The following is a 24751-nucleotide window of genomic DNA, read 5'->3' on the forward strand; positions in this document are numbered from 1 at the left end:
AGCCCTGCGGCCATCTGGCTGGCGGCCGAGAGGCGCGCGATATGCAGCGGTTCGCTTCACAAACTGTCAATGCGGAAACCGGCTTGCGGGCGCAGTCTCCGCCACGAGCGCGTCCTGTTTGCCTCCGCCAATTCGATCGGCGACGCCCAAGAGCGGCGATCGGGGACCGCAGAGCGAAGGTTGATGGTTCTTAGCTACCCGACCTTGCAGGAAAGATTGTGCCGGTCACCAATGCCGTTTTCGAGCAGACTTGGATTTGGCCCGTCGCTCAGGAACGCCAACGCGAGTGAGAGGTATCCAGGCGGGAGGATCGCTTGCCGGAAATGTCTCGATTAGGCTCATCAGGACGAATTCGTCCTCAGCCGGGGTCGTCTCAATTTCGCGGGGGAGCTGGGCTTTGGCCCCGCTCTTGTGCCTTTGATGGCTCGATCGTCGTGGCGTCATCACAGGTCCGCTAGGCAACCGTGCCCACGGCCGCAGGATTGGTCGCCTGCTGCTGCCGCGCTCGAAGTCGGAACGAGAATATGATCAGGGCGACGCCAAAGGCGATGGCGTACGCGCCCATCCACCAAGTTAGAACGAGAGCTCCGATTAATGGCGTGAAGAAAAGCAGCGCGCCATATGCCAGCGACAGAATGCCACCCAAGACCAGCCACCATCGGCCATGCTCCAGGTTGAGGCGAGAACCCGCAGCCGTCATCAACGCGCCGGTGACGATCGCCCATGAGGCGACCAGTAACACGAAGGCAAGCACGGTAAGGCCCGGCCAGAGGAGGGCTCCGATGCCCACGGCGATATTGACCAGCCCTTCGAAGATCAGAAATCCCCAGCGGCCCCTGCGGCGCATCGCGCGGACCGCCGAGACGATCCCGGCCACGCCATCGACCAGCATGTACGCGGAGAACAGGAGCGCCAGCGACAGCATTGTCGGGCCGGGAAAGATCAATGCGAGACATCCGAAGATGATGCCCAGAATGCCTCGCACCAGGAACAGCCACCAGGTTGGAGCGAGCGCCGCCGTGGCAGCATCGGTATTGGCGTCCGAGGGGCCAGTGAACGTCGTGCTGGTCATGACATGCTCCCGCAATCTGATTGACCTTTGGTGATGCTTAGCGCGTGCCGGATGACGGGCGCCTTGACGGGCGTCAAAAATGTTTCCGTGCACCTTTGGGCCGTATCGATCTTCGCGGGTGACCGCTCAGTCGAAATTGTTGGAATTCTCTCGGTCGTTCTCGAACTGGAGACCACGGCATTCCTCTCCCAAGGTTCCGGTGGAAAAGGAAACGCTTTATCCCGCCCCAAATTCGTCTGATGTCGAGCACAATATGAACGAACTGCCGATTTCCGATCGGCCATTTCTGATCTAGTGGCAGATGTAATCGCGGGTACGTGGAAATTGCCCCCTGTCGGCGAGCTTGGGCGCGGAGCGCCGAGATACATGTCTCGCCACTACGAAGCGTGTATCGCTAGGATAATTTTGCCGACTACATGACCCTCGGCTAGACGTTCGTGCGCTTTGTGCGCGTGGGCCAGGGAATAGCATTCCGCGATCGGAACTTTGAGTTTCGCTGCGTGGGCCGCCGCGTTGAGGCGTTCGAACTCGCGAACGCCTGAAATGCCGTCGTAGCGGATCAATTCCGTGCCGCGCCGCTTCTTCGGGGCCGGCTCGATGCCGTTCGGGTGCGCCAGCCGGCCGCCGGGCCGCAGCACGTTCAGGCATTTCTCCAGCGCATCTCCACCCACGAGCGCCAAGATGGCGTCGACGCCGTCGGGCGCGAAGCGGCGCGCTTGGTCATCGATGTCGATGCGCTTGCCGTCGACGACGACATGCGCGTCCATCTCCCGCACGAGTTCCACGCCTTCCTGGCTTGATGCTGTTGCGAATACCCGGGCGCCGCGAAGTCTTGCGAATTGCACGGCAAGCGTTCCGACGCCGCCGGAAGCGCCGTGAATGATGATGGTCTCGCCCTTCTTCAGCTTCAGTGCGTCGTCAATCCCCTGCAGTGCCGTCAATCCCGTAATCGGGATCGCGCCAGCATGTCGCAGGTCAAGCCGTTTTGGGATCGGCGCGACCTTGTCGGCAGGCACGGCGACGTATTCGGCGTAGAAGCCGCCTTTCGGGTTCTCCCAATTGTAGGAATAGACCTCGTCGCCGACTTTCAACCGTCGTACCCGCGAGCCGACAGAGACGACGATTCCGGAACCGTCGTAGCCTAGTACCAATGGAAAATGCGGCTTGCGGGGCGCATAGAACCCCTCCCGGACGTCGGCATCCCACCCGCCAACGCCGGCGGTGTCGACGGCAATCATGACTTCGTCAGCGTCCAGCGGCGGCACCGCTAAAGCATGACCAGTGATCACCTCCGGTCCGCCGAAGCGGTCGATGGCCGCCGCAAACATGGTGCGGGGGACGTGCATCGTGTGATGCCGAAAAAGCAAAGCATTGCGGGGACGATCGAGCATAGTGGCTATCTCGCGTGGGCTTTCCGCCTGCATGGAGGAAATTGCCGGCAGCGACGCTGACGTCGGTCAATTTCGGAAGGAAATGCGAGGGTCCGCCTGTGAGCCCGCCGCGCCGCCCTGTCGTTCCGCCGCGTGGACCAACCTTAACGGCCTTCAATCGCGGGTTCGGGGTGGAAGAACGCGCCCGAAATTCAGGCGCAATGAGGAGGAAATGGCGAGATGCGCAGGATACGGATGGTCGTGCTGCGTAGCACAAATTGGAGCAAGCTGTGCCTGGCGACGTCCTCATGAGTTCGGGTTCGAACGATTTGAGCAAGGGCATCAACAGCAAGGCCGGCCGAGACACTGGAACAGATAACCTCAGCTCCGCGGCGAAACCACCTGATGCCTGTCAATTCGATCTGGGTGAATTGAAAACCGCGCCCGCGAAAGCGGCACCCACTCGAACGGCGCATCGGCATCGGCAAGTTGATGTCCATCAACGTGGGGAAGTGGCTAGCCATGTAGCCTGCGAGCAGACGGATCGGTGCCAGCACGATGGATCCCCAATGCAGCGCCATGACTTCGTGCGAAGCGACGACGGAAGTAGACTTCGCACGCTGGAAGAACCTCCACCCCCATTCGAATCGCACATGCGGGCGATCACCCAGACCGGTATCGCAGTCGCAGTGGTGTTGCTCGCGCTTTGGGTCGCGCGCGATTTCCTGGTTGCATTGATTTGGGCAGGCGTGATTGCCATCACGACCTGGCCGATCTATGTTAGGTTTGCGCAGCTGATTTCTGGCCGTCCTTCATCACTGCTAGCATCGTTGTTGTTTACTTGCATAATCGGCCTTGTTCTTCTCGTACCCATTGTCTTGACCGTGCGTCAGGTCGCCCAGGGGAGCGACGCTCTTGTGCACGTGCTCAATCGCCTGCGCGAGGGCGGCGTTGTTGTCCCTGCTTGGTTCGCGCAGCTGCCGATTGCCGGCAAATACCTCGATCTCTGGTGGCGTGCCAACCTCAGCAGACCCGAGGCTCTCACGGAATGGCTTCGCGGTGTAAACATCGAAAGTCTGACGAGCTGGACCGGAACGCTCGGCGGCGCACTGCTACATCGACTCTTTCTCTTCGCCATTACGTTGATCGCGCTTTCCTTGATGCTGCGTGACGGAACATGGTTTGCGAACCGTTCGGTCGTCACCGCTCGGCGGCTGCTCGGCAAACCCGGCACTCGCCTGATCGGCAAGATCGCCGACGCAACTCGCGCCACTGTGAACGGAACGATCGCAGCGGCAATTGTGAAGGGCGCTGTCGTCGGTATCGCCTACGTCATGGTGGGCGTGCCGCGCCCGCTGCTATTTTCGGTGATGACAATTGTGTTGGCGATGGTGCCGCTCGGCGCCTGGGTTGCGCTTGCGGCGGCTTCTCTGACCTTGGTTGTTCAAGACGGAAGCTTGTTGGCGCCTATCGGACTGTTTGTCTTTGGTGCGGCGGTGCTTCTGATCGGCGACAATTTCATTCAGCCGGCTCTTATCGGAGGCAGCGCTGAGCTGCCCTTCCTGCTGGTGCTGGTCGGAATTCTCGGCGGGATGCAGTCGTTTGGATTGGTAGGCCTCTTTCTTGGCCCGGTAATCATGGCGGCGCTCCTGACCGTATGGCGTGAATGGATCGGCATTCGGGAGTGAGGGTTGGGGGTGACCGTCACGAGGTCCCGTTGCTCTCGTCGTTCATCGGGCGGAAAAAGCGGACCGCGCGGCTTTCGCCGGCGGTCCAAGCCTTGGGAGGAGCGCCCACGCAGGGCAAGCGACGCGGGGGCGCCAAAGTCAAATCGCAAATCGAGCAGCCTCATGCATTGTCGAGGCTCAATTTTCTGCCTGGATTTTGTATTTCGCGAGAGGCTGACACCCATCAAGGTGCCGACGATCGATTGACGCAACATTGCCACTAACCGGGACGGCGAGTATCGCGCCATGCCAGATAGCGGCTTCGAAGCATTTACGGAAGTTGGCGAACCCACCGCGGCCCGCGCACTCCCGAGGCGTTCTCCTTACCTGGATCGGGAACTTCAGGGTTCGACGGAGAAGCCTGGCGTAGAAGGCGAGCCGGCGCCATCGCGAAGCCGCTGGCGCCGACCGCTGTTGGCCCTTGGTCCGGTCGCGCTGGTTGCCGGCGCGCTCGCGCTTTATCTGATGACCGGCCGCTACGTGTCCGAGGAAGACGCTTATGTTCAGGCGGTGAGCGCGTCGATCAGCGCGCAGATCTCGGGCCAGGTCATCGGCATCGCGGCAAGGTCGAACGCGCCGGTGAAGAAAGGCGACCCGCTCTTCAACATCGATACGGAGACATATCGGCTTGCGCTAGCCAACGCCGAAGCGCAGCTCGGCATTGCACGCGACCAGGCGCACACGCTGATCGAGACTTACCGCGCACGCCAGAAGCAGATCGATGAGGCAAGGGCCTCGGTCGACTACACGCAGGCCAATTATGAACGCCAGCAGCAGCTCTACAACACTGGCACCTCGCCTCGGGCGACGCTCGATGCCGCAATCCGCGACTTTCAGGCGGCCAAGGCCAATCTGGCCAGCTTGGAGCGGGAGGCAGCGGCGGCGCTCGCCCAGATTGGCGGCAACCTGGATTTGCCGGTCGACCAGCAATCCACGGTCAAACAGGCGCAGGCGGCCGTCGATCTCGCCGCGCGCAACCTGCGACTGACCTCTATCGTCGCACCTTTCGACGGCATTCCGCACAACGTCGAGAGCATCGCGATAGGCGTTTTTTTGAATGCCGGACAAGCCGCGTTTCCGCTGGTAGCGACGCGCGATCTCTATGTCGAAGCCAATATCAAGGAGACGGATCTCACTTATGTGAGGAAAGGAAATCCGGCGCGGGTCATCGTTGACGCCTACCCGGACACGCCGATTGCAGCGCAGGTAACGTCGCTGGCACCCGCGAGTGGATCGGTCTTCGCACTACTGCCGCCGCAAAATGCCACAGGCAACTGGGTGAAAGTCGTGCAGCGCATTCCGGTTCGTCTTTCTTTCGATCAACCCGCGAACCACCCGCCACTGCGCGCGGGGATGAGTGTCAAGATCTCGATCGACACCGGCCACCAGCGATCGCTCCGCGAGCTGTGGCATGACTTCACCGCGATTTTCGGGGCCTGACATGGCGAGCAGCGCCGCAGATAGCAGCATCATGAACCGCGGAATGATCACAGTAACCGTGATGCTTGCGACCCTGATGCAGGCGCTTGATACCACGATAGCCAATGTCGCGTTGCCATATATGCAGGGCAGCCTGTCGGCAACGAGCGACCAAATCAACTGGGTCCTGACTTCCTATATCGTCGCAGCGGCGATCGTTACGCCGGCGACTGGCTGGCTCGAAGCAAGGCTCGGCCGCAAGCCATTATTCCTGACAGCGGTGATCGGCTTCATTGTGACCTCGATGCTCTGTGGGGCGGCCGTATCGCTAGGACAGATGGTCGTCTTTCGACTGCTTCAGGGTATCTTTGGCGCGCCGCTGGTGCCGCTCTCGCAATCCGTGCTGCTCGACGTTTATCCGCCGGAGCGGCAAGGACAGGCGACGGCGATATTCGGCCTCGGCGTCATGTTGGGCCCGATTCTCGGGCCGACACTCGGCGGCTGGTTGACCGACTCCTATAGCTGGCGCTGGGTGTTTTATGTCAACTTGCCGGTTGGCCTGCTGTGCGCGCTTGGCATTTTGCTGTTTCTCGGACGGCGCACCGATCGGCCCCTTGCGCGGCGGCTCGATTGGCTCGGATTTGCGTCGCTCAGCCTGGGCATTGGTGCATTGCAGCTTTTCCTGGACCGGGGCGAGCGCCTCGACTGGCTTTCCTCTCCCGAGATTCAGTTGGAAGCCGCCCTTTTCGTGCTCGGCTTCTATCTCTTTACGGTCCACTCCCTGTCGATGGCCGATCCTTTCATTGATCTTGCGTTGTTCCGCGACCGGAATTTTGTCGTCGGGGTCATCCTGATTTTCATCGTCGGTGTCGTGCTGCTAGCGACGCTATCGATGCTGACGCCCTATCTCGAAAAGCTCATGAACTATCCAGTGCTGACGGCGGGCCTCGTGCTAGCGCCACGTGGTGTCGGGACCATGGTCGCGATGTTGTTGGTCGGGCAACTCATCCGCCATATCGACGGACGCATCTTGATCGCGACTGGTTTCGGACTGACGGCGCTGTCCCTCTATTTCATGACCGGCTTTACTCCCGACGTATCGCAGGGCACCCTGGTCCGCACCGGTTTACTGCAGGGTTTCGGCCTTGGATTCGTCTTCGTACCGCTCGGCACGGTGGCGTTCGGAACCCTTCCCTCGACGTTGCGCACGCAGGGAACCGGGCTCTTCAATTTGATGCGAAATATCGGGGCGAGCATCGGCATTTCCCTGATGAGCTATCTGCTGGTGCGCAATTCAGCCACCGCCCAGGCCGAGCTGGTCGAGCACATCACCCCCTACCGGCAGGTGATACGCGACCATGCCCAGCATTTCGGTCTCGCAACCGTTCAGGGGCGGGCCGCACTTGCCCAGCTCGTTTCAGCACAGGCAGAAGCTGTCGCGTTCATCGACAATTTCAAGCTGATGATGTTCGTGTCCTTGCTGGCGATCCCGCTGGTAATACTGATACAACGTCCACCCCGAGCGCCTGGAAAGAGAGTCCGCCAGGAAGGATTGTGGAAGCGTGAGACGCCAGAAGCGTGAGACGCGGCGTGTCGGAGGCCCTGATGTCGATCAAGCACGAGTTGAGGGATGCGAGAGAACGATTGGGGCTGCTGTCGCTGTATCAACGCTTCGAGTACGTCGTCGTCATGTTCCTCACGGCGTTGATTGCCGTCATCGTCGTCGCCGCCATGTGGACCCTGACCTTGAAGATCTTGTTTGGCCTGGTTCTCGCTGGAGGATTCGATCCATCCGACTACTCGGCGTTTCAGGCTGCATTCGGCATGATCCTGACGGTGATCATTGCACTCGAGTTCAAGAAAACGCTTCTGGTGGTTGCTGAGCGCCGTGATACCGTTGTCCAGATACGCTCGGTCGTGATGATCACGTTATTGGCTATCTGCCGGAAGGTCATCATCCTCGATCTCACAGAGACGGACGCGCTGCACATCTTGTCGCTGGCGGCGGCGATCGTCGCGCTCGGCGTTATCTATTGGCTGATAGGTCGTCGCGATCTGGCGGAGGACGAGATGGCCTGACGTTAGTACGAAGCGCTATCAACTGCTGACGAAAGCCGGCAGTTTTGGGGCGCACTACCTCCGACGGAGGGAAAGGTTGAACTTACGGTAATGGGGAATAGCGTAGGCTGGCCTACGAGACGGGCGAAATCGTTGACGGCGACGATGGCATCGATGTTACCGTCTTTGCCGAATGAAATCCTTGATCCTCCGACCGTCTCGCTCTTATTGACGTCAAGGTTTAGCTTTGGGCTACAGAACGGTAGCCTTGGGCAAGCTCGTTCGTCTTGAGTGCGTGAGCCCGAGTTTCCCGCGGCAGCACGATTCATCCACGGAGCAAGAGCGACGATCGTCGAGACGACCGTCGCTGGCGATGGCAACGAGAAACGGGATTTGACAATCAAATCACTTTCGGTTGCTGCCCGGAGACGCGCCATGCGATACACGCGCGTCGCCGGTATCATCCGACGAGATCAATCTAGCTGCGGATCGTTACCGAGAAGGCCGGTCCAAGGTATTGGTCGTCGATCCGCTGGTATTCGATCCCGTGGTGCTCGAATCCGTCGTGGTGCTGTCCATGACGATCTGCGTGACGAGCTTGTTGTCGGGATCGATCAGCACGATCCGGTCCGGCAGTTTGACGAAGAGAAGGTTCTTCGTCTCGGGAACCTTATCGGTAACGTTGCCCGGCATCGACTGCGCTGACATGGAATCGGGAACTTTATTGCCAACCTGCGGTTGCTCGCCGGACGGCGCGGGCTGTGATGGCGAAGACGCGAGTCCCTGGCTGACAGTCTGTTGCTGACTTGCCGTCAAATCGGGGTGAACGTCGCCAGAGGCGCGCTGGGCGGCGGCGAAGCTTACGCTGCCAAGAAGCGCAACGGCGATCGCGCCTCCGCGAATTAGTTGGTGCATGATCGTCTCCTGAATAGAGTGAGGGATCAACCGAGGCGGTCGGGGATACCACGACACTCGAGCCGCTTGGTGATCAGGTATTTATACATGTGACAGAGCCGGGCACGTTGACTGCCGTCAAGTTCACACGAGTTTCGTGACTTGATAATTGATGAGGGCGAATTGATCGTGCGACTTGGATGCGCTACGGAACCCGCGGCCATCCGAACGCATCCATCTTCGGTCCTTCCGATCCGCGCCGCTCGACCGGCAGGTACTCCACCCCGCCGCCGCTTTGCATTCGGACGGGTTGCGGATAGAGCTTGAGCAGCTTGAGGACGTTGTGCGGCATTTCGGTGCTCACGGGCAAGCCGAGCGACGTCGCGACGGAGGCCCATATCGGATAGTCGTGGGTCCACGTGCCGGAGGTTAGGGTGTCCGCGACGGCACCGGCTTTCTCCGCGGATAGTCGACGGGTCAGCAGCTCGCATGCGGCCTGTTTGACCTGCGTGATCGCCTTGCGGCCGACGTCGGCCATGATCAGCGTGCGGTCGTCGACCTTTGCAATCGGCTTGTCTGCCAAGACCTTGATCAGCGAGGCGGCCGGTGAGTCCCCGAGTTGCGGATCGATCGGGCCCAGCATGGAATGCTTGCTCATGACGATTTCGTCGGCGGCGAGTGCGATCAGCGTACCGCCCGACATGGCGTGGTGCGGTACAAAGACGGTGACCTTCGCTTTGTGTTCCCGTACCGCTTTGGCGATCTGCAATGCGGCCAGGACGAGTCCGCCCGGAGTATGAAGCACGAGATCAATCGGCACATCGGCGTCCGTCATCTGGATAGCGCGCATGACGTCCTCGGAATCGTTGATGTCGATGTAGCGCGCAAGCGGAAAGCCGAGAAACCGCATCGTTTCCTGCCGGTGCACCAGCAGGATCACCCGGGACTGTCGCTCGCGCTCGATCTGCGAAATCTTGCGTACCCGCAAGACTTCGAGAAACTGCTGCCGCAGCATCGGTTGGAGCGCTGAGAATATGAAGAACATCCAGATAATATCGCCTGTCGACATCGTGTCCTCCTCGGCGAGCGGAACGCTGGTTAGTCGTAACGACTAGGCCAAAGGCAAAACGCTGCTCCGCGTGCAGAGCACAGAGATATCGTCTTCATCCGAACTCGCGCGGGGAACATTGAGCGCCGTCGTGTCGTGCACCATGATCGTTGTCAATATTTCGTGGCTCAAGGCGGCGCAAATTGACCTTCGTGTCGCATTGTAATTGATGCCTCTTCCAACAGAGGCGCTACCATTTTCTTAGGCCGACCGAACCGAACAATCTGGCGAGCCATCCCCTCGCAAAATTAGTGCAACTCGTTCTTCCATCAGGGAGATGAACGACGAACCTGGTCCCCAATTCCCGCGCAACTGCTTGCGCGGCAAATTCGGCGTTTTCCCTGGTCGGATAGTGACCGAGCTCGCACCCCTTGTCGTCGCGAACGACCCAGTCGTCGAAATTGTCGTCGGGAAAAACGTGAATGGCCGCAACCATAGGGGAACTCCGCACCACGTGCAAAGATACTGCAATGTCGAACAGGGCGCCGTGATAAAGATCAATTTCGTGCCCGGTCCGGGCCGGGTGGTGGTGGTGGTGGTGTGTGAGAGAATGCGAAACTGATGACAAATATCAAGGAGGAGGCTGATCCGTCCGTCGAGTTTCCGATCGCCGCGGGGAAGGCCATTTCGGAATCTTCCGCGCGATGCCTATGGAATTCTCGTTGCAAGAGGGCTGATTTGCGAGCTTCGCAATCAGTTCGCGTTCTCCTGCTTGCACACGAAGCCGTTCTGGCTGTTCCTGCAATGGGTGCCGGCTCAGTGCTTCGTGATCATACTCTGCCGAGAAGCGGCACGATCATCCTTCCATTGACGGACGTCATGGTCGGGCGAGACCTTGTTGGGCAAAGTTCTTTCAAAAGCTTGCTGCGAACCAAGCTGCGAGCCAAGGTGTGTTGCTCGCGATCAGTGCCTATTGGCAAGGCAAGCGGCGTTTTCGTTCGCAGCGGATAGGCGGGAGAGATAGCGGTCGCCGCAGCGCATTCCAGGAAGGAAAGTAACGATGCGCAATCCTGCTGCTCTAGCGATTGAAGACCAGTTGGTAGCCATCCCAGCGGGCTCGGAATCGCTCTACGGCAGGCTGACGGTGCCGCTAGAATCCAGCGGCCTTATTCTCTTCGCGCAAGGCAGCAGTGGCTTTCACAATCCTCGCAGTCGCTACCTGGATCGCTATGTGGAGCGTCTGCTCAACGAGTCCAATCTTGCGACTCTCCTTGTTGATTTGCTGACGGTCGAGGAGCAAGAAATAGACCTCCGCACGAAAAGGTTGCGGCTCAACATTGCGCTGCTCGCCGAACGGCTGATTGGTGTAGCCGATTGGATCACGCAACACCCGGATACGAAGGGCCTACGGCTCGGCTATTTCGGAACTGACACCGGCATAGCGGCAGCATTGGAAGCGGCGGCGGTACGTTCCGATCAAGTTGGTGCGATCACGTCGCGAGGAGGCCGTCCCGATCTCGCCGGTGCTGCCTTGGTGCGCGTCTGCGCACCGACGCTGCTCATAGTAGGCGGAAACGACCTTGAGGCGGTTAAGCCGAACCGGGAAGCGTTCAAGCAGCTGAAATGCGAAAAGCAATTCGCCCTCGTGCCAGGCGCAACACGCTTCTTCGAGGAGCCCGTTGCGCTGGACGAAGTGGCAGCGCTGGCGCGTCGGTGGTATTACAGACACCTCGTTGGGTGAACTCGATCCGCGAAGAGGCGGCAAGGGATCGGTTGAACTACCGTTTCGAAGCCGCTGCGCGAAGCCTGGACGTAAGACATCTAGAGGCGGAGTTCTCGCAGGCTGCCGACGTCAGGGATGTCAAGACCGTTTACCGACTACTCGTCAGCGAGTTCAGCCAAGTCGGACAAAGCGAGGGCGGGCCGCACGCGGAGCGATTGGTCAGTATAGGTAACTGCTGTCTTCTCACATTTCTGTAGATGCTTGGTTGATGCGAATGCCGATGGAATCTTACGCACAGCAAATCATCGACTTCGTGCGTCAGAACGAGGCCTGGGCGCCGCCGATTGTTTTTGCGCTCGCTTTCGGTGAGTCGCTAGCATTCATCTCGGTGTTGGTTCCGGCTTGGGCTGCGTTGATCGCGATTGGTGGGCTGGTCAGCGTGAGCGAGATCAAGTTCTGGCCGATCTGGATCGCCGCCTCGACGGGCGCTGGGCTCGGCGATTGGGTATCCTACTGGATCGGCTTGAAACTGGGGAAGGCCATCTACCACAGGTGGCCTTTCTCCCGGCATCCGCATCTCATTTCGAAGGGGGAGTCCTTCGTGAGGAAATGGGGCGTGTCCGGCGTCTTCATCGGTCGTTTCTTCGGCCCGTTGCGCGCGGTCGTTCCACTTGTCGCTGGCATCTTCGCCATGCCCTATTGGCCCTTTCAGGTCGCCAATTTCGCTTCGGCATTCCTGTGGGCGGCCGTGGTGCTGCAAATTGGCAAATTCGGATCGGAAGCCCTGACTTGGCTCTGGGAGTAGGCGACACCAATTTCGGCGCCCAAGAGCGATGCAATGGAGAAATTCAATGCGAGAAATACTGCTTGGCTGAGGAGGCAACTGGGTATTGCGATTCGTCATTCACACCCGGCGCTGCGAACGCCCACGGCTCGAACGAGACAATCAGGAATATATTCGAGGTCGCGAGCCCGCAGCCTCGCAAGATCAAAATCGACGGCCGCAGAGGGTTATCGAAACCGACAACGTCGGCGATAACCGGTCCGTTCAGGCTGCCGCGGGCCGGTGGCCGCTGCTCAGTCGGTATCCAGGCGGCATGGCGCTCGCGATCATCAGCATTTCGCCTAGCCTTTCGGAACTCACAAGTCCAACCAGCCGGTCCGCACCATCAAGGACGCCGACGGCGGGCGCACCTTTTTCCTGCAGGAGTTTGAGTGCGTCTTCCAGCGTGCAGCGACGATTGCAGGTCGGGAAAGGCGACAATGTCGCGTCCTTTAGCCGAGCCTCGGGACCGAGCTCTTTCAGAGCGCGGATCAGGTCGGCGCGGGACAGGATACCGACTGGCCGCTGTGCATGATCGACGATCGGGAATTCGCTCTGGCTCGTGTGCAGCAGGAGCTCGATCGCCTCGTTGAGACGCGATTCCGGCGTGAGCATTGCGAACTGCGTCATCGTCGCGGCGTCGACCGGCACGCCTTGCGACAAGGAGCGGAGGGCGACCATATGGGCCTCCGAGGAGGCCGCCAGATAAACGAAGATCGCGATGAAGATCAGCATCGGGCTTCCGAACAGACCGATAAAGCCGAGCGCGAACGCGACCCATTGACCGATCATTGCAGCGATCTCGGTGGCGCGAACGAGGCCGAGCCGCGCTGAGAGGAGCGCGCGCAGGATGCGTCCGCCATCCATCGGGAAGGCGGGGACCAGGTTGAAGAGCGCGAGGAACAGATTCACCGATGCGAGCCGGTCGACCATTGAGACCTGGGCGCTTTCGACCGCCGCGAGCGAGCCGCCGTCCAGTGTAGCGCTCGTGAGGAGGACGAGACCGAACGCGATCACGACATTGACCAGTGGGCCCGCGATCGCGATGAGAAATTCCTCAAGCGGCGTTTGCGGAATGCGTTCCAGCCGCGCGACGCCGCCGATTGGAAGCAAAATGACATCGGGTGTCAGAACGCCGAAGGCGCGCGCCATCAGGATGTGGCCGAACTCATGCGCCAGCACGCAGATGAACAGGAGCATCATGAACAGAAGGCTGCTCCAGGCCGCATTGGTCCCGCCCGAGACGTAACTCGCGCCGAAAATCCAGGCGAGGAAGAGGAGGAAAGTGATGTGGATTCGGACGGCTGTTCCGGCGATGGAGCCGAGCTTCAGGTACCAAGACATGGCTTGCCTCACAACGGTCGAGCTTCGGGGCAGGGGCAGGATGAAGCGGCTGTCCTGCTGCTGCGCTGACAAACCGCAACCCCAACGGTGTCAATCCGCTTGCATATTTGGAGGCCGACCCCCGGCTCAGGGTCATATCGTTGCAGGCCGAACACGCTAAGAATTTCGAAATTCTCCGTATGCCCGTGATCAGGGGAAACTCGCAGTTGTCTCGTGCGTGCCTCGATCGCCACTTCGTGACAAGAGCGGCCCTCTCATCAAGGGCGGCTGTCGTGAGCAGGCCGGAGGAGGTGACGTCGTTAGACATCTGAGACGATCACACGCGGCTCATGCACTGACGACAAGGACCAAGCGAGCCAGAAGTCGTTACAAAAAGGCTGCCGTGCGAACGAGAGTTTCCTCTCAACGCGGCTGATTGCGCCTGCAAAATGGGGTTCCGCGGCTGTGCCAGGAAGGTGCGTGAGGTATCTTGAGCGTGGCCGTGCCGCGCGTGCAGGCGTCATCGACGGCCGCCAACCTCGTCGACATGCCTCAACAGATCGGCCGGATCATCGTAAACGCGGATTGCACCGGATTGCCTCAACTCGTCTTGCCCATAGCCACCGCTCAAAAGACCAACACCCAGGGCCCGGCATCGTATTGCCGCCAGCATGTCCCAGACGCTATCTCCCACAACCACTGCTGTTTCGATAGGTGCTTCCAGTCGGGCGGCGGCCGCGAGAAACAGGTCCGGATCGGGTTTGGCATATTTGACCTGATCGCGCGTCACTACCGGGATCCTGTCTGGATCGACGCTGAGCGCGGCCAGATTGACGGCTGCGGTTTCCATGCGGCCGCTGGTCGCAATCGTCCACGGAATACCGGCCTCCGATAACCACGACAGCAATTCTCGCGCTCCCGGCAGAGGCCGGATGTATCTGGCCTGCTGACGGTACGCGGCGGCGTGGCCCTCGCGCAGCCGTTCCGCGCGCTCATCGCTAATCTCGAACCCGGTCTCGCGCAGAAGCTGGTCGGTGAACAAGCCGCCGCTCATGCCGATCTTGCGATGGATGCGCCACACCGATAGCTCAATGCCTTCAGCGTCAAGCGCGTGCTTCCAGGCAAGGACGTGTTGGTACACGCTGTCCACCAGGGTTCCATCAAGGTCAAATATAAAGACGGGCTCGATCCGCATCGATTTCTCCTTCTTCGATAGCATTGTCATCTGCAATGACCGAGCATCTTCGATTTGACGGTGCCAGCGAGCGGCAATCCTCGGCCTTGGCGATCAACCGCCGTTCAGGCAGCGAAGACAAAGGCCACCACAGCGCAACTGCTCCGACCAGGTAGCGATTTTGCTGACGGTACGACGCCAAGAATGGCCACCGCCGCATCTGACGTGCTCAAGATGTCAGGTGTGAGGCGCGCCATGGACACCCAGGGCTCGCTTAACGTCGACGCCAGCCCCGTTCGAGGCGACCAATAGCCCGATGCCGAGCGCGACCGCGAGACGGGAGACCAGCGCTTGGGGGTCCTTGGACGGGTCCATGTCCGGACTGTTCTAGGTGCGACCATTGCGCCGCTCGGTAATGACTACCAGCGTTCGACCGGGTCTCCCTGGTTGCAACAGCGCAATCCATCATTCACCGAAATCTAGGGGCTCCCGCATCGCGAGCACCTTGATTGACGTCAGCTTGCTTGAGGGTTTTCAGCGGCCAATATCTTTGTCGGCCGCTCGGTGCAGCAATCGCGATGCGGATCGTGCGCGCGCAAGCACGGTATGCAGGCTGTGCTACTACGACTGAGTGACAGCCAAAGCTTTCGGGAAGCTTTATGGAGGTCAACGCGCTGTGGGTTCGGCCTGGACGATCGAAAAACAGGACGTGGAGCGTAAACGTCTTGCCACACAATCGGATGCAATTCCCTCATTCAACCGGCGCGCCGAGCTAGAGATACTAGTCTGGCTGGTAGCCGGCGGAGAGCGGCACCGCTGCGGCGGGGCGCGCGGCTATGCCAAATGAGGTCGACGACCACCGGCCGGTTGACCGATATCAACGCGGCCAGGCGGAAACTCAATAATGATATTAGGGAGTGCCTTCGGGCTTGAGCGTCGCGCTGAAGGAAGCAAACCGATGAATATCGAGAAATATACCGAGCGTTCGCGCGGCTTCATCCAGTCGGCGCAATCGCTCGCCATGCGCGAGGGCCACCAGCAGTTCTCGACACTGCATGTGTTGAAAGTGCTGCTGGATGACAATGAGGGCCTTGCGAGCGGCCTGATTGACCGTGCGGGCGGCAACTCCCGCGCCATCCTGAAAGCGACCGAGGACGCGCTGAATAAATTGCCAAAAGTGTCCGGCGGCGGGGCTGGACAGGTCTATCTCGCGCCGGAACTGGCGCGCGCCTTCGATGCTTCCGAGAAGGCGGCCGACAAGGCCGGCGACAGCTTTGTCACCGTCGAGCGGCTGCTACTGGGCCTCGCGATGGACAAGAACAGCGAAGCCGGCAATATTTTGAGCCAGGGCGGCGTCACGACGCAGAATCTTAACGCGGCGATCGAGTCCCTGCGCAAGGGCCGCACCGCGGATTCCGCGACGGCCGAAAACGCCTACGACGCGCTGAAGAAATATGCCCGCGACCTGACCCAGGCCGCACGCGACGGCAAGCTCGATCCCGTCATCGGCCGCGACGAGGAGATCCGTCGCACGATTCAAGTGCTCTCCCGCCGCACCAAGAACAATCCCGTGCTGATCGGCGAGCCCGGCGTCGGCAAGACCGCTATCGTCGAGGGCCTCGCGCTGCGCATCGTCAATGGCGACGTGCCGGAAAGCCTGAAGGACAAAAAGCTGCTCTCCCTCGACATGGGCGCGTTGATTGCCGGCGCAAAGTATCGCGGCGAGTTCGAGGAGCGGCTGAAAGCCGTGCTGCAGGAGGTCATCTCCGCGGAGGGCAGCATCATCCTGTTTATCGACGAGATGCACACGCTGATCGGCGCCGGCAAGGCCGACGGCGCGATGGACGCGTCCAACCTGTTGAAGCCTGCGCTCGCGCGCGGCGAGCTGCACTGCATCGGCGCCACAACGCTCGACGAATACCAGAAGCATGTCGAAAAGGATGCCGCGCTCGCCCGGCGCTTCCAGCCGATCTATGTCAACGAGCCCACAGTCGAGGACACCATCTCGATCTTGCGCGGCCTGAAGGACAAGTACGAGCAGCATCACGGCGTGCGCATCACCGACTCCGCGCTGGTGGCCGCGACCACGCTGTCGAACCGCTACATCACCGACCGCTTCCTGCCCGACAAGGCCATCGACCTGATGGACGAGGCGGCGGCGCGGCTGAAGATGCAGGTCGATTCGAAGCCGGAAGAGCTCGATTCGCTGGATCGCGACATCATCCGGCTGAAGATCGAGCAGGAGGCGCTAAAGAAGGAAAGCGATCCGGGTTCCAAGACCCGGCTGCAGACGCTGGAGAAGGAACTTGCCGATCTCGAAGAGAAATCCGCGGCGCTGACGGCGCGCTGGAGCAAGGAGAAGAACAAGCTTTCCGATGCGGCGAAGCTGAAGAGCGAGCTCGATGCCTTGCGCATTGAACTTGCCAACGCGCAGCGCCGCGGCGAATTCCAGCGCGCGGGCGAACTTGCCTATGGCAAGATTCCCGAGCTTGAGAAGAAACTCGCCTCCATCGAGGATAACGAGGCGCCCGGCGAAATGATGGAGGAGGCGGTCACCGCCAACCACATCGCGCAGGTCGTGTCGCGCTGGACCGGCGTGCCCGTCGACAAGATGCTGGAAGGCGAAAAGGACAAGCTCCTCAAGATGGAGGAGGCGCTTTCCAGGCGCGTCGTTGGCCAGGCCGAAGCGGTGCACGCGGTGGCGACTGCCGTTCGGCGTTCGCGCGCGGGCCTGCAGGATCCGAACCGGCCGACCGGCTCGTTCATGTTCTTAGGACCCACCGGCGTCGGCAAGACCGAGCTGACGAAAGCCTTGGCGGAGTATCTCTTCAACGACGAGACCGCGATGGTGCGCCTCGACATGTCCGAATACATGGAGAAGCACTCGGTCTCCCGTCTGATCGGGGCGCCTCCGGGCTATGTGGGTTATGACGAGGGCGGCGCGCTCACGGAAGCGGTGCGGCGGCGACCCTACCAGGTCGTGCTGTTCGACGAGATCGAGAAGGCGCACCCGGACGTCTTCAACGTGCTGCTGCAGGTGCTCGACGACGGCCGCTTGACCGACGGGCAGGGCCGCACCGTCGACTTTCGCAACACCCTGATCATCATGACGTCGAACCTCGGTTCGGAATTTTTGGTGAACCAGCCGGAAGGCGAGGACACCTCGGCCGTTCGCGATCAGGTGATGGGGATGGTGCGGGCACATTTCCGCCCTGAGTTCCTCAACCGCGTCGACGAGATCATCCTGTTCCACCGCCTGCAGAAGAGCGAGATGGGCCGGATCGTCGAGATCCAGTTCGCGCGGCTGCAAGAGCTGCTCGAGGATCGAAAGATCGCGCTGACGCTCGATGCTTCCGCACGCGACTGGCTGGCCGACAAAGGCTGGGACCCCGCCTATGGAGCGCGCCCCCTGAAGCGGGTGATCCAGCGCAGCGTGCAGGATCCGCTGGCCGAGATGATCCTGGCCGGCGAGGTCGCCGACGGGGACCGCGTTGTGATCTCGAGCGAAGGCAATGTGCTGACCTTCAATGGCAAGGCGGCGCAGACCGCCGAGGTAGCCCAGTTCGAGGCGCCGCAGGCCAGGCGCAAGCTGCATTAAAAGGGAATGACGTCGTGCTGATCGACGGCGCCTCATAGCCGGACAGCCATGTGTGCGGGCGATTAAGCTGAAGTATCCCACCGGGATAGAAGCGAGCGTAGACGTGGGGTGGCCCGCGGAGGCGGAACCCGGGGAGGGCGCCCGGGTTCCTAGCCCGCCGCAACAACATCCCTCCCTCCAGGGACCGCTCGGCATGGCCGCCCTGTTATGTTCACAAGCCAGCTGAACGGTCGGTGAACCATGCACTTTTAGGAACTAAGAGCGCATGAAACAATTGGTTCGGCCGTGAGAGGTGGCCGGCTGTGCGACGATAAGCGATTTCCGCGAGCCGCCAAGTCGACTTCACCCCGGTCATCACAGAAGTCCGTTTTTGAGCCGGGCCATTGCTGCGCGGCTATGAACACGTTCTGGGGGGAGCAAGGTACGAGGAGGACCGAACACACAGCCGATTATTATGTGCCTCACCGGGCGTGAGCACGAGACGGACCGGTAGCCCGTCGGTGTCCACCACCGCGTGTATCTTCCCCGTGAGACCTCCTCGCGAGGGACCCATAATTGCGGGGACCAAGCCAACTTTTTGACGCTTGATTGCCCGGGCCAATCTATCGTACTTGAGGACAATAACGTCCGTTTCGCCTGCGCCCGCGAGAAGGCCCAGTGGGCAAGGACCTTCACCGAGGACGATCAGCTTGGCCGTCCAGCGGTGGCGAGATGGGCGCGCGCGATCGTACGTCAGGACAATGATGTCCTTTTCGCCAGCGCCCGCGAGAAGCCCAGGTGGGCAAGGACCTTCACCTAGGACGATCAGCTTGGCCATCCAACGGCGGCGAGATGGGCGCGCGCGTTCGCGCGTTCGATTGGGAGAAGACTTCGCTTGGGCCGATTGCCAGTTGGCCCCAGAGCCTCAAGACCACCATTGACCTCATGATGGCATCGCAACTCGCGATGAATCTGATCTGGGGTCCCGAGCGCATCCTAATCTACAATGAGGTCCATCGGGCGTTCATGGGGACGATGCATCCTCGTGCCTTCGGTCGACCGGGGCGCGAAGTCTGGGGCGAGGTATGGGAGGCGGCTGAAGCGGCGATCCACCGCCGTGTTTTCGCGGGCGAGACCGTTACGCTGGAAGACCATCCCTGGACGCTTCTGCGCGACGACGGTCCTGAGGAAGCGTTTTTCACGTCTTACTTTACGCCCATCCGCGACGAGACGGGCGCGGTCGTCGCCAATCTCGCCACTGCTTTCGAAACCACCAACGCCATAAAGGTAAAGGCGGCGCGAGACCAGGCCGAACGGGCCTTGCGCAAGAGCGAAGCCAGCCTGCGCGAGGTACTCGAAGGGATCGGCGAGGCCTTTTATGCGCTTGATCGGGATCAACGTTTTCTTTACGCAAGCCGCAAGGCACTCGAGATTTGGGACAAGAAGCCCGACGATTTGATAGGCGTCCCGTTTCTCTCAGCGTTCCCGAACGCTGTCGGCGCGCTGGAATATGAGGCGCAGCGGCGCGCACTCGAGACTGGCACGGCCCAGCATTTCGAGAGCACCTCGCCTTTGATTGGGCATTGGTTCGAGGTCGACATCTATCCAGTCTCGACGGGCGTTTCTGTTGCGTTCCGAGACATCGATCGGCGTAAACAAGCAGAAGCGTTGCTGCTGGCCAGCGAAGCGCGGCTAAAGGCGGCAGTCGAACTGATCGGCTTATCGCCTTATTCTGGCGACCCTAGGACCGGCGCTCTCGACTGGGATGCACGCCTTAAGGCAATGTGGGGATTACCCGCTGACACCACCGTCGACGCGCCGATGGCTGTCGCGGCCATACACCGTGACGACCAGGTTCGGGTCGCAGCGGCGTGGGAGGCCTCACTCGACCCCGATAGCGATGGCGTTTTCGTGGCCGAGTACCGTGTGCAGGGAATCGAGGATGGCATAGAACGTTGGGTCTCTACCCACGCCCAAAATTTCTTTGAAGGCCGACAGCCGGTCGGATTCATCGGTGCCATACGCGAGATCACAGAGGAGAAGCATGCCGAAGCGCGTCTGCGCGAGAGCGAAGCACGGCTGAAGGCGGCCGTCGATCTCGCGCGGCTCGGCTGCTATGCTTGGAATCCGCAAACCAATGAGTTGCAATGGGATGACACGTTGCGGGCAATGTGGGGCCTGGCTGCAGGCACGCCTGTCGATTACGAGGTGTGGAGGGCCGGCGTTCATCCAGACGATCTTGCACGTGTCGAGGCTGCGGTCCAGCGGTCCGTCGACCCGCGGGGCGATGGGGTCTACGATATCGAGTACCGGGTCATCGGAAATACGGACGGCGTGGAACGCTGGATCGCGACGCGCGGGCGGACCAATTTCGAGAACGAAACGCCAGTTGCGTTTTTCGGTATCGCCTTGGAGGTCACCGAGCGCAAACGTATTGAAGAAAGGCTCGAGCGCCGCATTGAAGACCGGAGGCGCGAACTGGAGGAGGCCAACCGGCAGCTCCGCTCTCAAATGGAGAAACGTAAGTTTGCCGAAACCGAAGTCCAGCAGTTGCAGCGGCTCGATGCGATCGGGCAGATCACGTCAGGAGTGGCGCACGATTTCAACAACCTACTCACAGTCGTGCTGACCAATGCGCGTCTGCTCGCTCGTACAATGGAACGCCCTGACGATCGGGAAGGCATCGAACTCATCCGGACCGCTGCTGACCGGGGCAGGAAGCTCGTTGCGCAACTCCTCGCCTTTTCGCGGAAACAGCAACTTGCACCCCTCGAGGTTGATCTAAACAGAAAGATCGCCGGAATCGGCGATCTGCTCGGCGCCACCTTGGGCGGGACGGTGCAACTCAAAACAATATTTGCTCCGGATCTCTGGCCCGCTCTGGTCGATCCAAACCAAATCGAGATGATCGTTCTCAATCTCGCCATCAACGCCAGGGACGCGATGCAGCCGGGCGACACGCTCACTATCGAGACGTTCAACACCGTCATCGAAAGCGAGTCCTTTCGGCCGGAAGAGCCGTTGCCGGGAGACTACGTGGTTCTCGCCGTCAATGATACCGGCACTGGTATCCCAGATGATGTCCTGCTGCATGTGTTCGAGCCTTTCTACACGACGAAAGAACCAGGAAAGGGCTCGGGCCTCGGATTGGCGCAAGTCTTCGGTTTTGCCAAACAGTCCGGTGGTGGCGTGCGTATTGAGACTCGCCTCGGTCAGGGCACTGCGGTGAAGGTTTTCTTGCCGCGCGCGGGGGTCGACAATGCTGATCACCATGCGGACACCGTTGATGCGAGCAAGCCTCTGCAGACCACCAAGAGATTTCGTGTTCTGGTCGCAGATGACGAAAAGGCTGTCCTGAAGTCCATGGTTAGGATGCTCGATCTTCTCGGATATGCAACGGTGTCGGCCGAGAGCGGCGGCGAAGCGCTTCGCATGCTCGCAAGTAATCAGGAAATTGATCTCGTTCTCGCGGATCTCGCCATGCCGGAAATGAGCGGCGGCGAGCTTGCGAAAGCGATCCGTGCGATGCGGCCAACTTTGCCAGTCATCCTTATCACCGGCTATGGCGATCGCACCGTCCTGAATGAGTTGAACGACTTGCGAATTATTTTGAAGCCGTTCACGGAAGACGAACTAGTTAACGCGATCAGCGCCGCACTAGAATAGGGCGAGCTTCCGATGTCGTTGATGGCCCGTCGTATCATTCGCTGCGATGCGGAATTTGATCGCTACGGGGGCATAGCGGACTTTCGCGAGCCGTCAGCTCCGCCCATTTAGGTGGTGCCGGATGAAAGCTTTTCACGTGAGTCTAATTGAGATGCGAGGCCGATCGGGATTCTTGTCGAGCAACGACAAAAATGCGCGTCTTCCTTTGAGGAAAGATGCTCTCCCTATTGATTCTCGAACGCGGACAGCCACGCGAGCGGCACTCACCATCCTTGTAGGCAATTCCGCGCTTTTGGGTTGCCCTGTCGGCACTGAGCTGGGCCGGTAATTGCAATCAGCACTTGGCTGATCTAGGTTCGCTTCAGGCCTCTTTCTTTGGTGCGCGTTCATCACCCTCAGAGATGCCACCGAGTACGTCGGCAAGCTGCCCGAGGCGAAACTTACCCTGCCGGACGGGCAAGCCGCCATGGAAGCGCTGATCCTGGTGGCGGAGAGCGGCGGCCCGGTGATGCTGGCGCGGATCGGCGTCATGCGGCATTGAACCGCAACCAAGTCCGCGAATTCAATCCGACGCGAAAGGATGCGCACCGGGGCCGGCACAAGCTCAAGAGGAATCAGCGATCGCCGTTTTCGTCTATGTCCATATCAGGAAGCCGGTCGGCGAGGTTAACCACCAGGGTGTCTGCAAACCGGGTTGCCGCGGAAACGTGCAGCTCCTCACCCCGACCCTCTCCCCGTAAGAACGGGAAGAGGGAGAACAGCCAGCCTCAGTCGATCACCTGGACGATCTTCTGCTGCTGCGGGTCAACCAGCACCACCTCGTCGCCGATGGCGAGATAGCGGTAGTTGGCGAGCTCCGGATGGTTGCGCGCCAGTTCTTCCGGCACCGGCTGCAGCGACAGACAGTTCGACGCGGAGGTTCCGCCGCCGGCCGAAGGCGAGGTCGAGCCGACCGTCGTCGAAGAGCTCCGCACCAATTCTCTGAACCGTCTGCGCATGTCATCGCTGATGACGACATGATCGCGGCTGTAAGCGGCTGCCCTGCCGTAACCCGGCCCGTCGTCGAGAATATCGACAACCTCGCGCCGCCGCGGATCGATAATGGCAACGCGGTTGTCGATCACCGTGTACTCATAGTCCCGGTATTGCGGCATAATCCGCACGATATCGGGCGGCAACCGGCGCGCCTGCACGCCCCGCGGCAACCGCGTGCCGACATTGACCTGAACATTGAGCTTTTGGCTGGTGGCAGTCCTGTCGCGCCGCAACTGATCGACGACTTGCCGGCGCTGATCGTCGTTGAGTGCGGCCGAGGAAGTCTGGCCGTTCGATTGGTCCGGCTCTTGGCCAGTCTTCTGGGTCTGTGTGTTGTCTGCCGGCCGCGCGTTCTGCTGCGAGGACGTGTAGGGCCGGGCCGCCTGATCGCGTTGCTCCTTGCGATCGCGATCGATCTGCTGCTGGGTCTGCTGCTGCTTCGTATCGGCCGGCCTGGTGGCGTCCTGCGCGCGGTCCTGCTTGGCCTGACCCTCGCGGCCCCGCAGCTTTTCCTCAGCCTGTTGCTTCTGATCGGCAGCCGGCTTGGCATCGCGGCCCTGCTGCAGTTCCTTCTGCTGCGCTGTGCTCGAGGGAGCGCGCTCGCCACGGCTGGGCTGATCCTGGCTCTGCCGGGTCGGTTCCTTGGACTCGCGGCCCTGCGACTTCTGCGCCTCCTTACTGCGCTCGTCCGGCGATGGGACCTCACGGCGCTGCATATCCTTGGTGCCACCCTTCGGCTCGGACTGCGCGCGCTCCTTGATGCGATCGGCCGCGCCGTCGCGATCCATCTCCTTCGACTGGGCGGCTGGACGGTCCATTTCCCTAGACTGAGACGCTGGTGACTGGGCGCGGGGGCTCTCCTCGCGCTTCTGCGAACCTTCCGGCGATTGCGCAATGGCGGGACCGGCGCCAATCACCAACGCCATCGCCGTCGTGTAAAGCCAATTAATCCTCATGGGAGAATCTCCTGTTGGTTCCCCCCGTCTCGGGTTCGGCAAACTAGGTTGCCGCGTTTGGTTCCACCATGACGACGGTCAACCGGGCCGAGGCGATCCGCGCAGCGGGAGGACCAAATCCCAGGCAAGTGGCTGGTAGCCCGCTGGCGGGCGGTGCAGCCTTTTCTTGACGCCTGGAAGAGGTAGCTGCAAACAAAGATTTGGAATTTTAGGCGGCCGGTCAGCGAGGCGCCGAATTGTTGAAGCGTGATGGGCGCGGCTTTCGGAAACTCTGACGGAACTTAGGGCTGATTTGCGGTTTATGACAGCCAGAATAATCTTGTTGATTGGAACGAAAGCTAGCCCTCCTCATTCCTTGGTATGACCCGATTTTACTTCCATCGACACCTGAACGGGCAGGCGGTAATAGATCAAAAGGGTGTAGTGCTTGACGACGCCGGCGCAGCATGCAGTTACGCTGTGCGTCGCATGCCAGGTGCGCTTAGTCGAGCTCTTGGCCAGCAACAACCTGATGTTCACGCGGCGACAGAAATTTCCAACGGCACAAGAACCCTCTATATTATCAGGGGGAAAATCGTCGTGGAGAAAAAGTAGATTGTCGTCTGTCCATTAGCCTCGATGCAATATCACCGATCCGCCGCGTTTCTACGCGCTGATCCCGCCACATTTTGGGTGGCGCGGTCGACGTGTCGCGTTCATTTGCCTTGATAGTACGTCGCGGTGGTGCTCCGAGTGATCGCGCTCGCCCTCTTCGACGCCTCGACGAACGATGCATCACCCATCTGTTTAGCCTGCCTGCTACATCAACGGCCTGTTACAAGACGTTTGACGACGGCTGAGATCGGCAAGATCCCGCAAGCCATTACGACTTAGCGAGACGTTCGTG

18 protein-coding genes are annotated in these 24751 nt (G+C 60.5%); 10 read left to right on the forward strand and 8 right to left on the reverse strand.

Annotated features, from left to right (window positions below):
• Window positions 1-454: 454 nt before the first annotated feature.
• The 3 genes from QA639_RS13450 to QA639_RS13460 all read right to left on the reverse strand — a co-directional run bounded on the left by QA639_RS13450 (window position 455) and on the right by QA639_RS13460 (window position 3023).
• A complete protein-coding gene (locus QA639_RS13450) occupies window positions 455-1072 on the reverse strand; it encodes an HdeD family acid-resistance protein (protein WP_225646004.1) in 618 nt (205 codons plus the stop codon).
• Window positions 1073-1449: 377 nt separating this feature from the next.
• Window positions 1450-2463, reverse strand: a complete 1014-nt coding sequence (locus tag QA639_RS13455) for an NADP-dependent oxidoreductase (RefSeq protein ID WP_283090014.1) — start codon at window positions 2461-2463, stop codon at window positions 1450-1452.
• A 191-nt stretch (window positions 2464-2654) separates the two neighbouring features.
• Window positions 2655-3023 (reverse strand): hypothetical protein, encoded by a 369-nt coding sequence (locus tag QA639_RS13460; protein WP_283090015.1) that lies wholly within the window; start codon window positions 3021-3023, stop codon window positions 2655-2657.
• A gap of 72 nt (window positions 3024-3095) precedes the next feature.
• Between QA639_RS13460 and QA639_RS13465 the strand changes: the two genes are divergently transcribed.
• From QA639_RS13465 to QA639_RS13480, 4 genes are all read left to right on the forward strand, one after another.
• Window positions 3096-4130, forward strand: a complete 1035-nt coding sequence (locus tag QA639_RS13465; RefSeq protein WP_283090016.1) for an AI-2E family transporter — start codon at window positions 3096-3098, stop codon at window positions 4128-4130.
• A gap of 285 nt (window positions 4131-4415) precedes the next feature.
• Window positions 4416-5609: an HlyD family secretion protein gene (locus QA639_RS13470; protein WP_283090017.1), complete on the forward strand. Its 1194-nt coding sequence runs from the start codon at window positions 4416-4418 to the stop codon at window positions 5607-5609.
• Window position 5610: 1 nt separating this feature from the next.
• Entirely contained in the window at window positions 5611-7170 is a 1560-nt protein-coding gene (locus QA639_RS13475; protein ID WP_283090018.1) for a DHA2 family efflux MFS transporter permease subunit, read from the forward strand.
• A gap of 23 nt (window positions 7171-7193) precedes the next feature.
• Window positions 7194-7667: a phosphate-starvation-inducible PsiE family protein gene (locus QA639_RS13480; RefSeq protein ID WP_225646010.1), complete on the forward strand. Its 474-nt coding sequence runs from the start codon at window positions 7194-7196 to the stop codon at window positions 7665-7667.
• A gap of 471 nt (window positions 7668-8138) precedes the next feature.
• Here the strand turns inward: QA639_RS13480 and QA639_RS13485 are convergent, their stop codons facing one another.
• Complete coding sequence (locus QA639_RS13485) at window positions 8139-8561, reverse strand: hypothetical protein (RefSeq protein ID WP_283090019.1); 423 nt, start codon at window positions 8559-8561, stop codon at window positions 8139-8141.
• A 184-nt stretch (window positions 8562-8745) separates the two neighbouring features.
• The gene (locus tag QA639_RS13490; RefSeq protein ID WP_283090020.1) at window positions 8746-9609 is read right to left on the reverse strand and encodes an SDH family Clp fold serine proteinase; all 864 of its coding nucleotides are present in this window, start codon (window positions 9607-9609) and stop codon (window positions 8746-8748) included.
• A 316-nt stretch (window positions 9610-9925) separates the two neighbouring features.
• Here QA639_RS13490 and QA639_RS13495 point away from each other — a divergent pair, with 316 nt between their 5' ends.
• The 3 genes from QA639_RS13495 (at window position 9926) to QA639_RS13505 (ending at window position 12116) form a co-directional block, all read left to right on the forward strand.
• A complete protein-coding gene (locus tag QA639_RS13495; protein WP_283090021.1) occupies window positions 9926-10210 on the forward strand; it encodes a hypothetical protein in 285 nt (94 codons plus the stop codon).
• Window positions 10211-10648: 438 nt separating this feature from the next.
• Window positions 10649-11329, forward strand: coding sequence for a dienelactone hydrolase family protein (locus QA639_RS13500; RefSeq protein ID WP_283090022.1), 681 nt, complete (start codon window positions 10649-10651; stop codon window positions 11327-11329).
• A gap of 262 nt (window positions 11330-11591) precedes the next feature.
• Window positions 11592-12116, forward strand: a complete 525-nt coding sequence (locus tag QA639_RS13505) for a DedA family protein (RefSeq protein ID WP_283090023.1) — start codon at window positions 11592-11594, stop codon at window positions 12114-12116.
• Window positions 12117-12359: 243 nt separating this feature from the next.
• Here the strand turns inward: QA639_RS13505 and QA639_RS13510 are convergent, their stop codons facing one another.
• Both QA639_RS13510 and QA639_RS13515 read right to left on the reverse strand, forming a co-directional pair.
• Entirely contained in the window at window positions 12360-13478 is a 1119-nt protein-coding gene (locus QA639_RS13510; RefSeq protein ID WP_283090579.1) for a site-2 protease family protein, read from the reverse strand.
• Between the two features lie 499 nt (window positions 13479-13977).
• Window positions 13978-14652 (reverse strand): HAD family hydrolase, encoded by a 675-nt coding sequence (locus QA639_RS13515; RefSeq protein WP_225646015.1) that lies wholly within the window; start codon window positions 14650-14652, stop codon window positions 13978-13980.
• A 937-nt stretch (window positions 14653-15589) separates the two neighbouring features.
• On the opposite strand from QA639_RS13515, the gene clpB reads away from it, so the two are divergent.
• Together clpB and QA639_RS13530 are read left to right on the forward strand one after the other, a co-directional pair.
• Window positions 15590-18229 (forward strand): ATP-dependent chaperone ClpB, encoded by a 2640-nt coding sequence (gene clpB / locus QA639_RS13520; RefSeq protein WP_283090024.1) that lies wholly within the window; start codon window positions 15590-15592, stop codon window positions 18227-18229.
• A 777-nt stretch (window positions 18230-19006) separates the two neighbouring features.
• The gene (locus tag QA639_RS13530) at window positions 19007-21874 is read left to right on the forward strand and encodes a hybrid sensor histidine kinase/response regulator (protein ID WP_283090025.1); all 2868 of its coding nucleotides are present in this window, start codon (window positions 19007-19009) and stop codon (window positions 21872-21874) included.
• Window positions 21875-22641: 767 nt separating this feature from the next.
• Here QA639_RS13530 and QA639_RS13535 read toward each other — a convergent pair.
• The gene (locus QA639_RS13535) at window positions 22642-23907 is read right to left on the reverse strand and encodes a DUF1236 domain-containing protein (protein WP_283090026.1); all 1266 of its coding nucleotides are present in this window, start codon (window positions 23905-23907) and stop codon (window positions 22642-22644) included.
• 318 nt (window positions 23908-24225) lie between these two features.
• Between QA639_RS13535 and QA639_RS41910 the strand changes: the two genes are divergently transcribed.
• Window positions 24226-24459 carry a DUF6894 family protein gene (locus tag QA639_RS41910; protein ID WP_411781362.1) on the forward strand — a complete coding sequence of 78 codons (234 nt, stop codon included), beginning with the start codon at window positions 24226-24228 and terminating at the stop codon, window positions 24457-24459.
• Window positions 24460-24751: the final 292 nt, after the last annotated feature.

It is taken from the genome of Bradyrhizobium pachyrhizi, from assembly GCF_029714545.1.
GTDB classification, from domain to species: domain Bacteria; phylum Pseudomonadota; class Alphaproteobacteria; order Rhizobiales; family Xanthobacteraceae; genus Bradyrhizobium; species Bradyrhizobium pachyrhizi.

Coding starts and splice junctions, on each gene's coding strand:
- QA639_RS13515 (WP_225646015.1), bottom strand. CDS start 14,652: ATGCGGATCGAGCCCGTCTTTATATTTGACCTTGATGGAACCCTGGTG.
- QA639_RS13460 (WP_283090015.1), bottom strand. CDS start 3,023: ATGGCGCTGCATTGGGGATCCATCGTGCTGGCACCGATCCGTCTGCTC.
- QA639_RS13500 (WP_283090022.1), top strand. CDS start 10,649: ATGCGCAATCCTGCTGCTCTAGCGATTGAAGACCAGTTGGTAGCCATC.
- QA639_RS13475 (WP_283090018.1), top strand. CDS start 5,611: ATGGCGAGCAGCGCCGCAGATAGCAGCATCATGAACCGCGGAATGATC.
- QA639_RS13485 (WP_283090019.1), bottom strand. CDS start 8,561: ATGCACCAACTAATTCGCGGAGGCGCGATCGCCGTTGCGCTTCTTGGC.
- QA639_RS13490 (WP_283090020.1), bottom strand. CDS start 9,609: ATGTCGACAGGCGATATTATCTGGATGTTCTTCATATTCTCAGCGCTC.
- clpB (WP_283090024.1), top strand. CDS start 15,590: ATGAATATCGAGAAATATACCGAGCGTTCGCGCGGCTTCATCCAGTCG.
- QA639_RS13465 (WP_283090016.1), top strand. CDS start 3,096: ATGCGGGCGATCACCCAGACCGGTATCGCAGTCGCAGTGGTGTTGCTC.
- QA639_RS13510 (WP_283090579.1), bottom strand. CDS start 13,478: ATGTCTTGGTACCTGAAGCTCGGCTCCATCGCCGGAACAGCCGTCCGA.
- QA639_RS13470 (WP_283090017.1), top strand. CDS start 4,416: ATGCCAGATAGCGGCTTCGAAGCATTTACGGAAGTTGGCGAACCCACC.
- QA639_RS41910 (WP_411781362.1), top strand. CDS start 24,226: ATGACCCGATTTTACTTCCATCGACACCTGAACGGGCAGGCGGTAATA.
- QA639_RS13505 (WP_283090023.1), top strand. CDS start 11,592: ATGGAATCTTACGCACAGCAAATCATCGACTTCGTGCGTCAGAACGAG.
- QA639_RS13450 (WP_225646004.1), bottom strand. CDS start 1,072: ATGACCAGCACGACGTTCACTGGCCCCTCGGACGCCAATACCGATGCT.
- QA639_RS13455 (WP_283090014.1), bottom strand. CDS start 2,463: ATGCTCGATCGTCCCCGCAATGCTTTGCTTTTTCGGCATCACACGATG.
- QA639_RS13495 (WP_283090021.1), top strand. CDS start 9,926: ATGAACGACGAACCTGGTCCCCAATTCCCGCGCAACTGCTTGCGCGGC.
- QA639_RS13480 (WP_225646010.1), top strand. CDS start 7,194: ATGTCGATCAAGCACGAGTTGAGGGATGCGAGAGAACGATTGGGGCTG.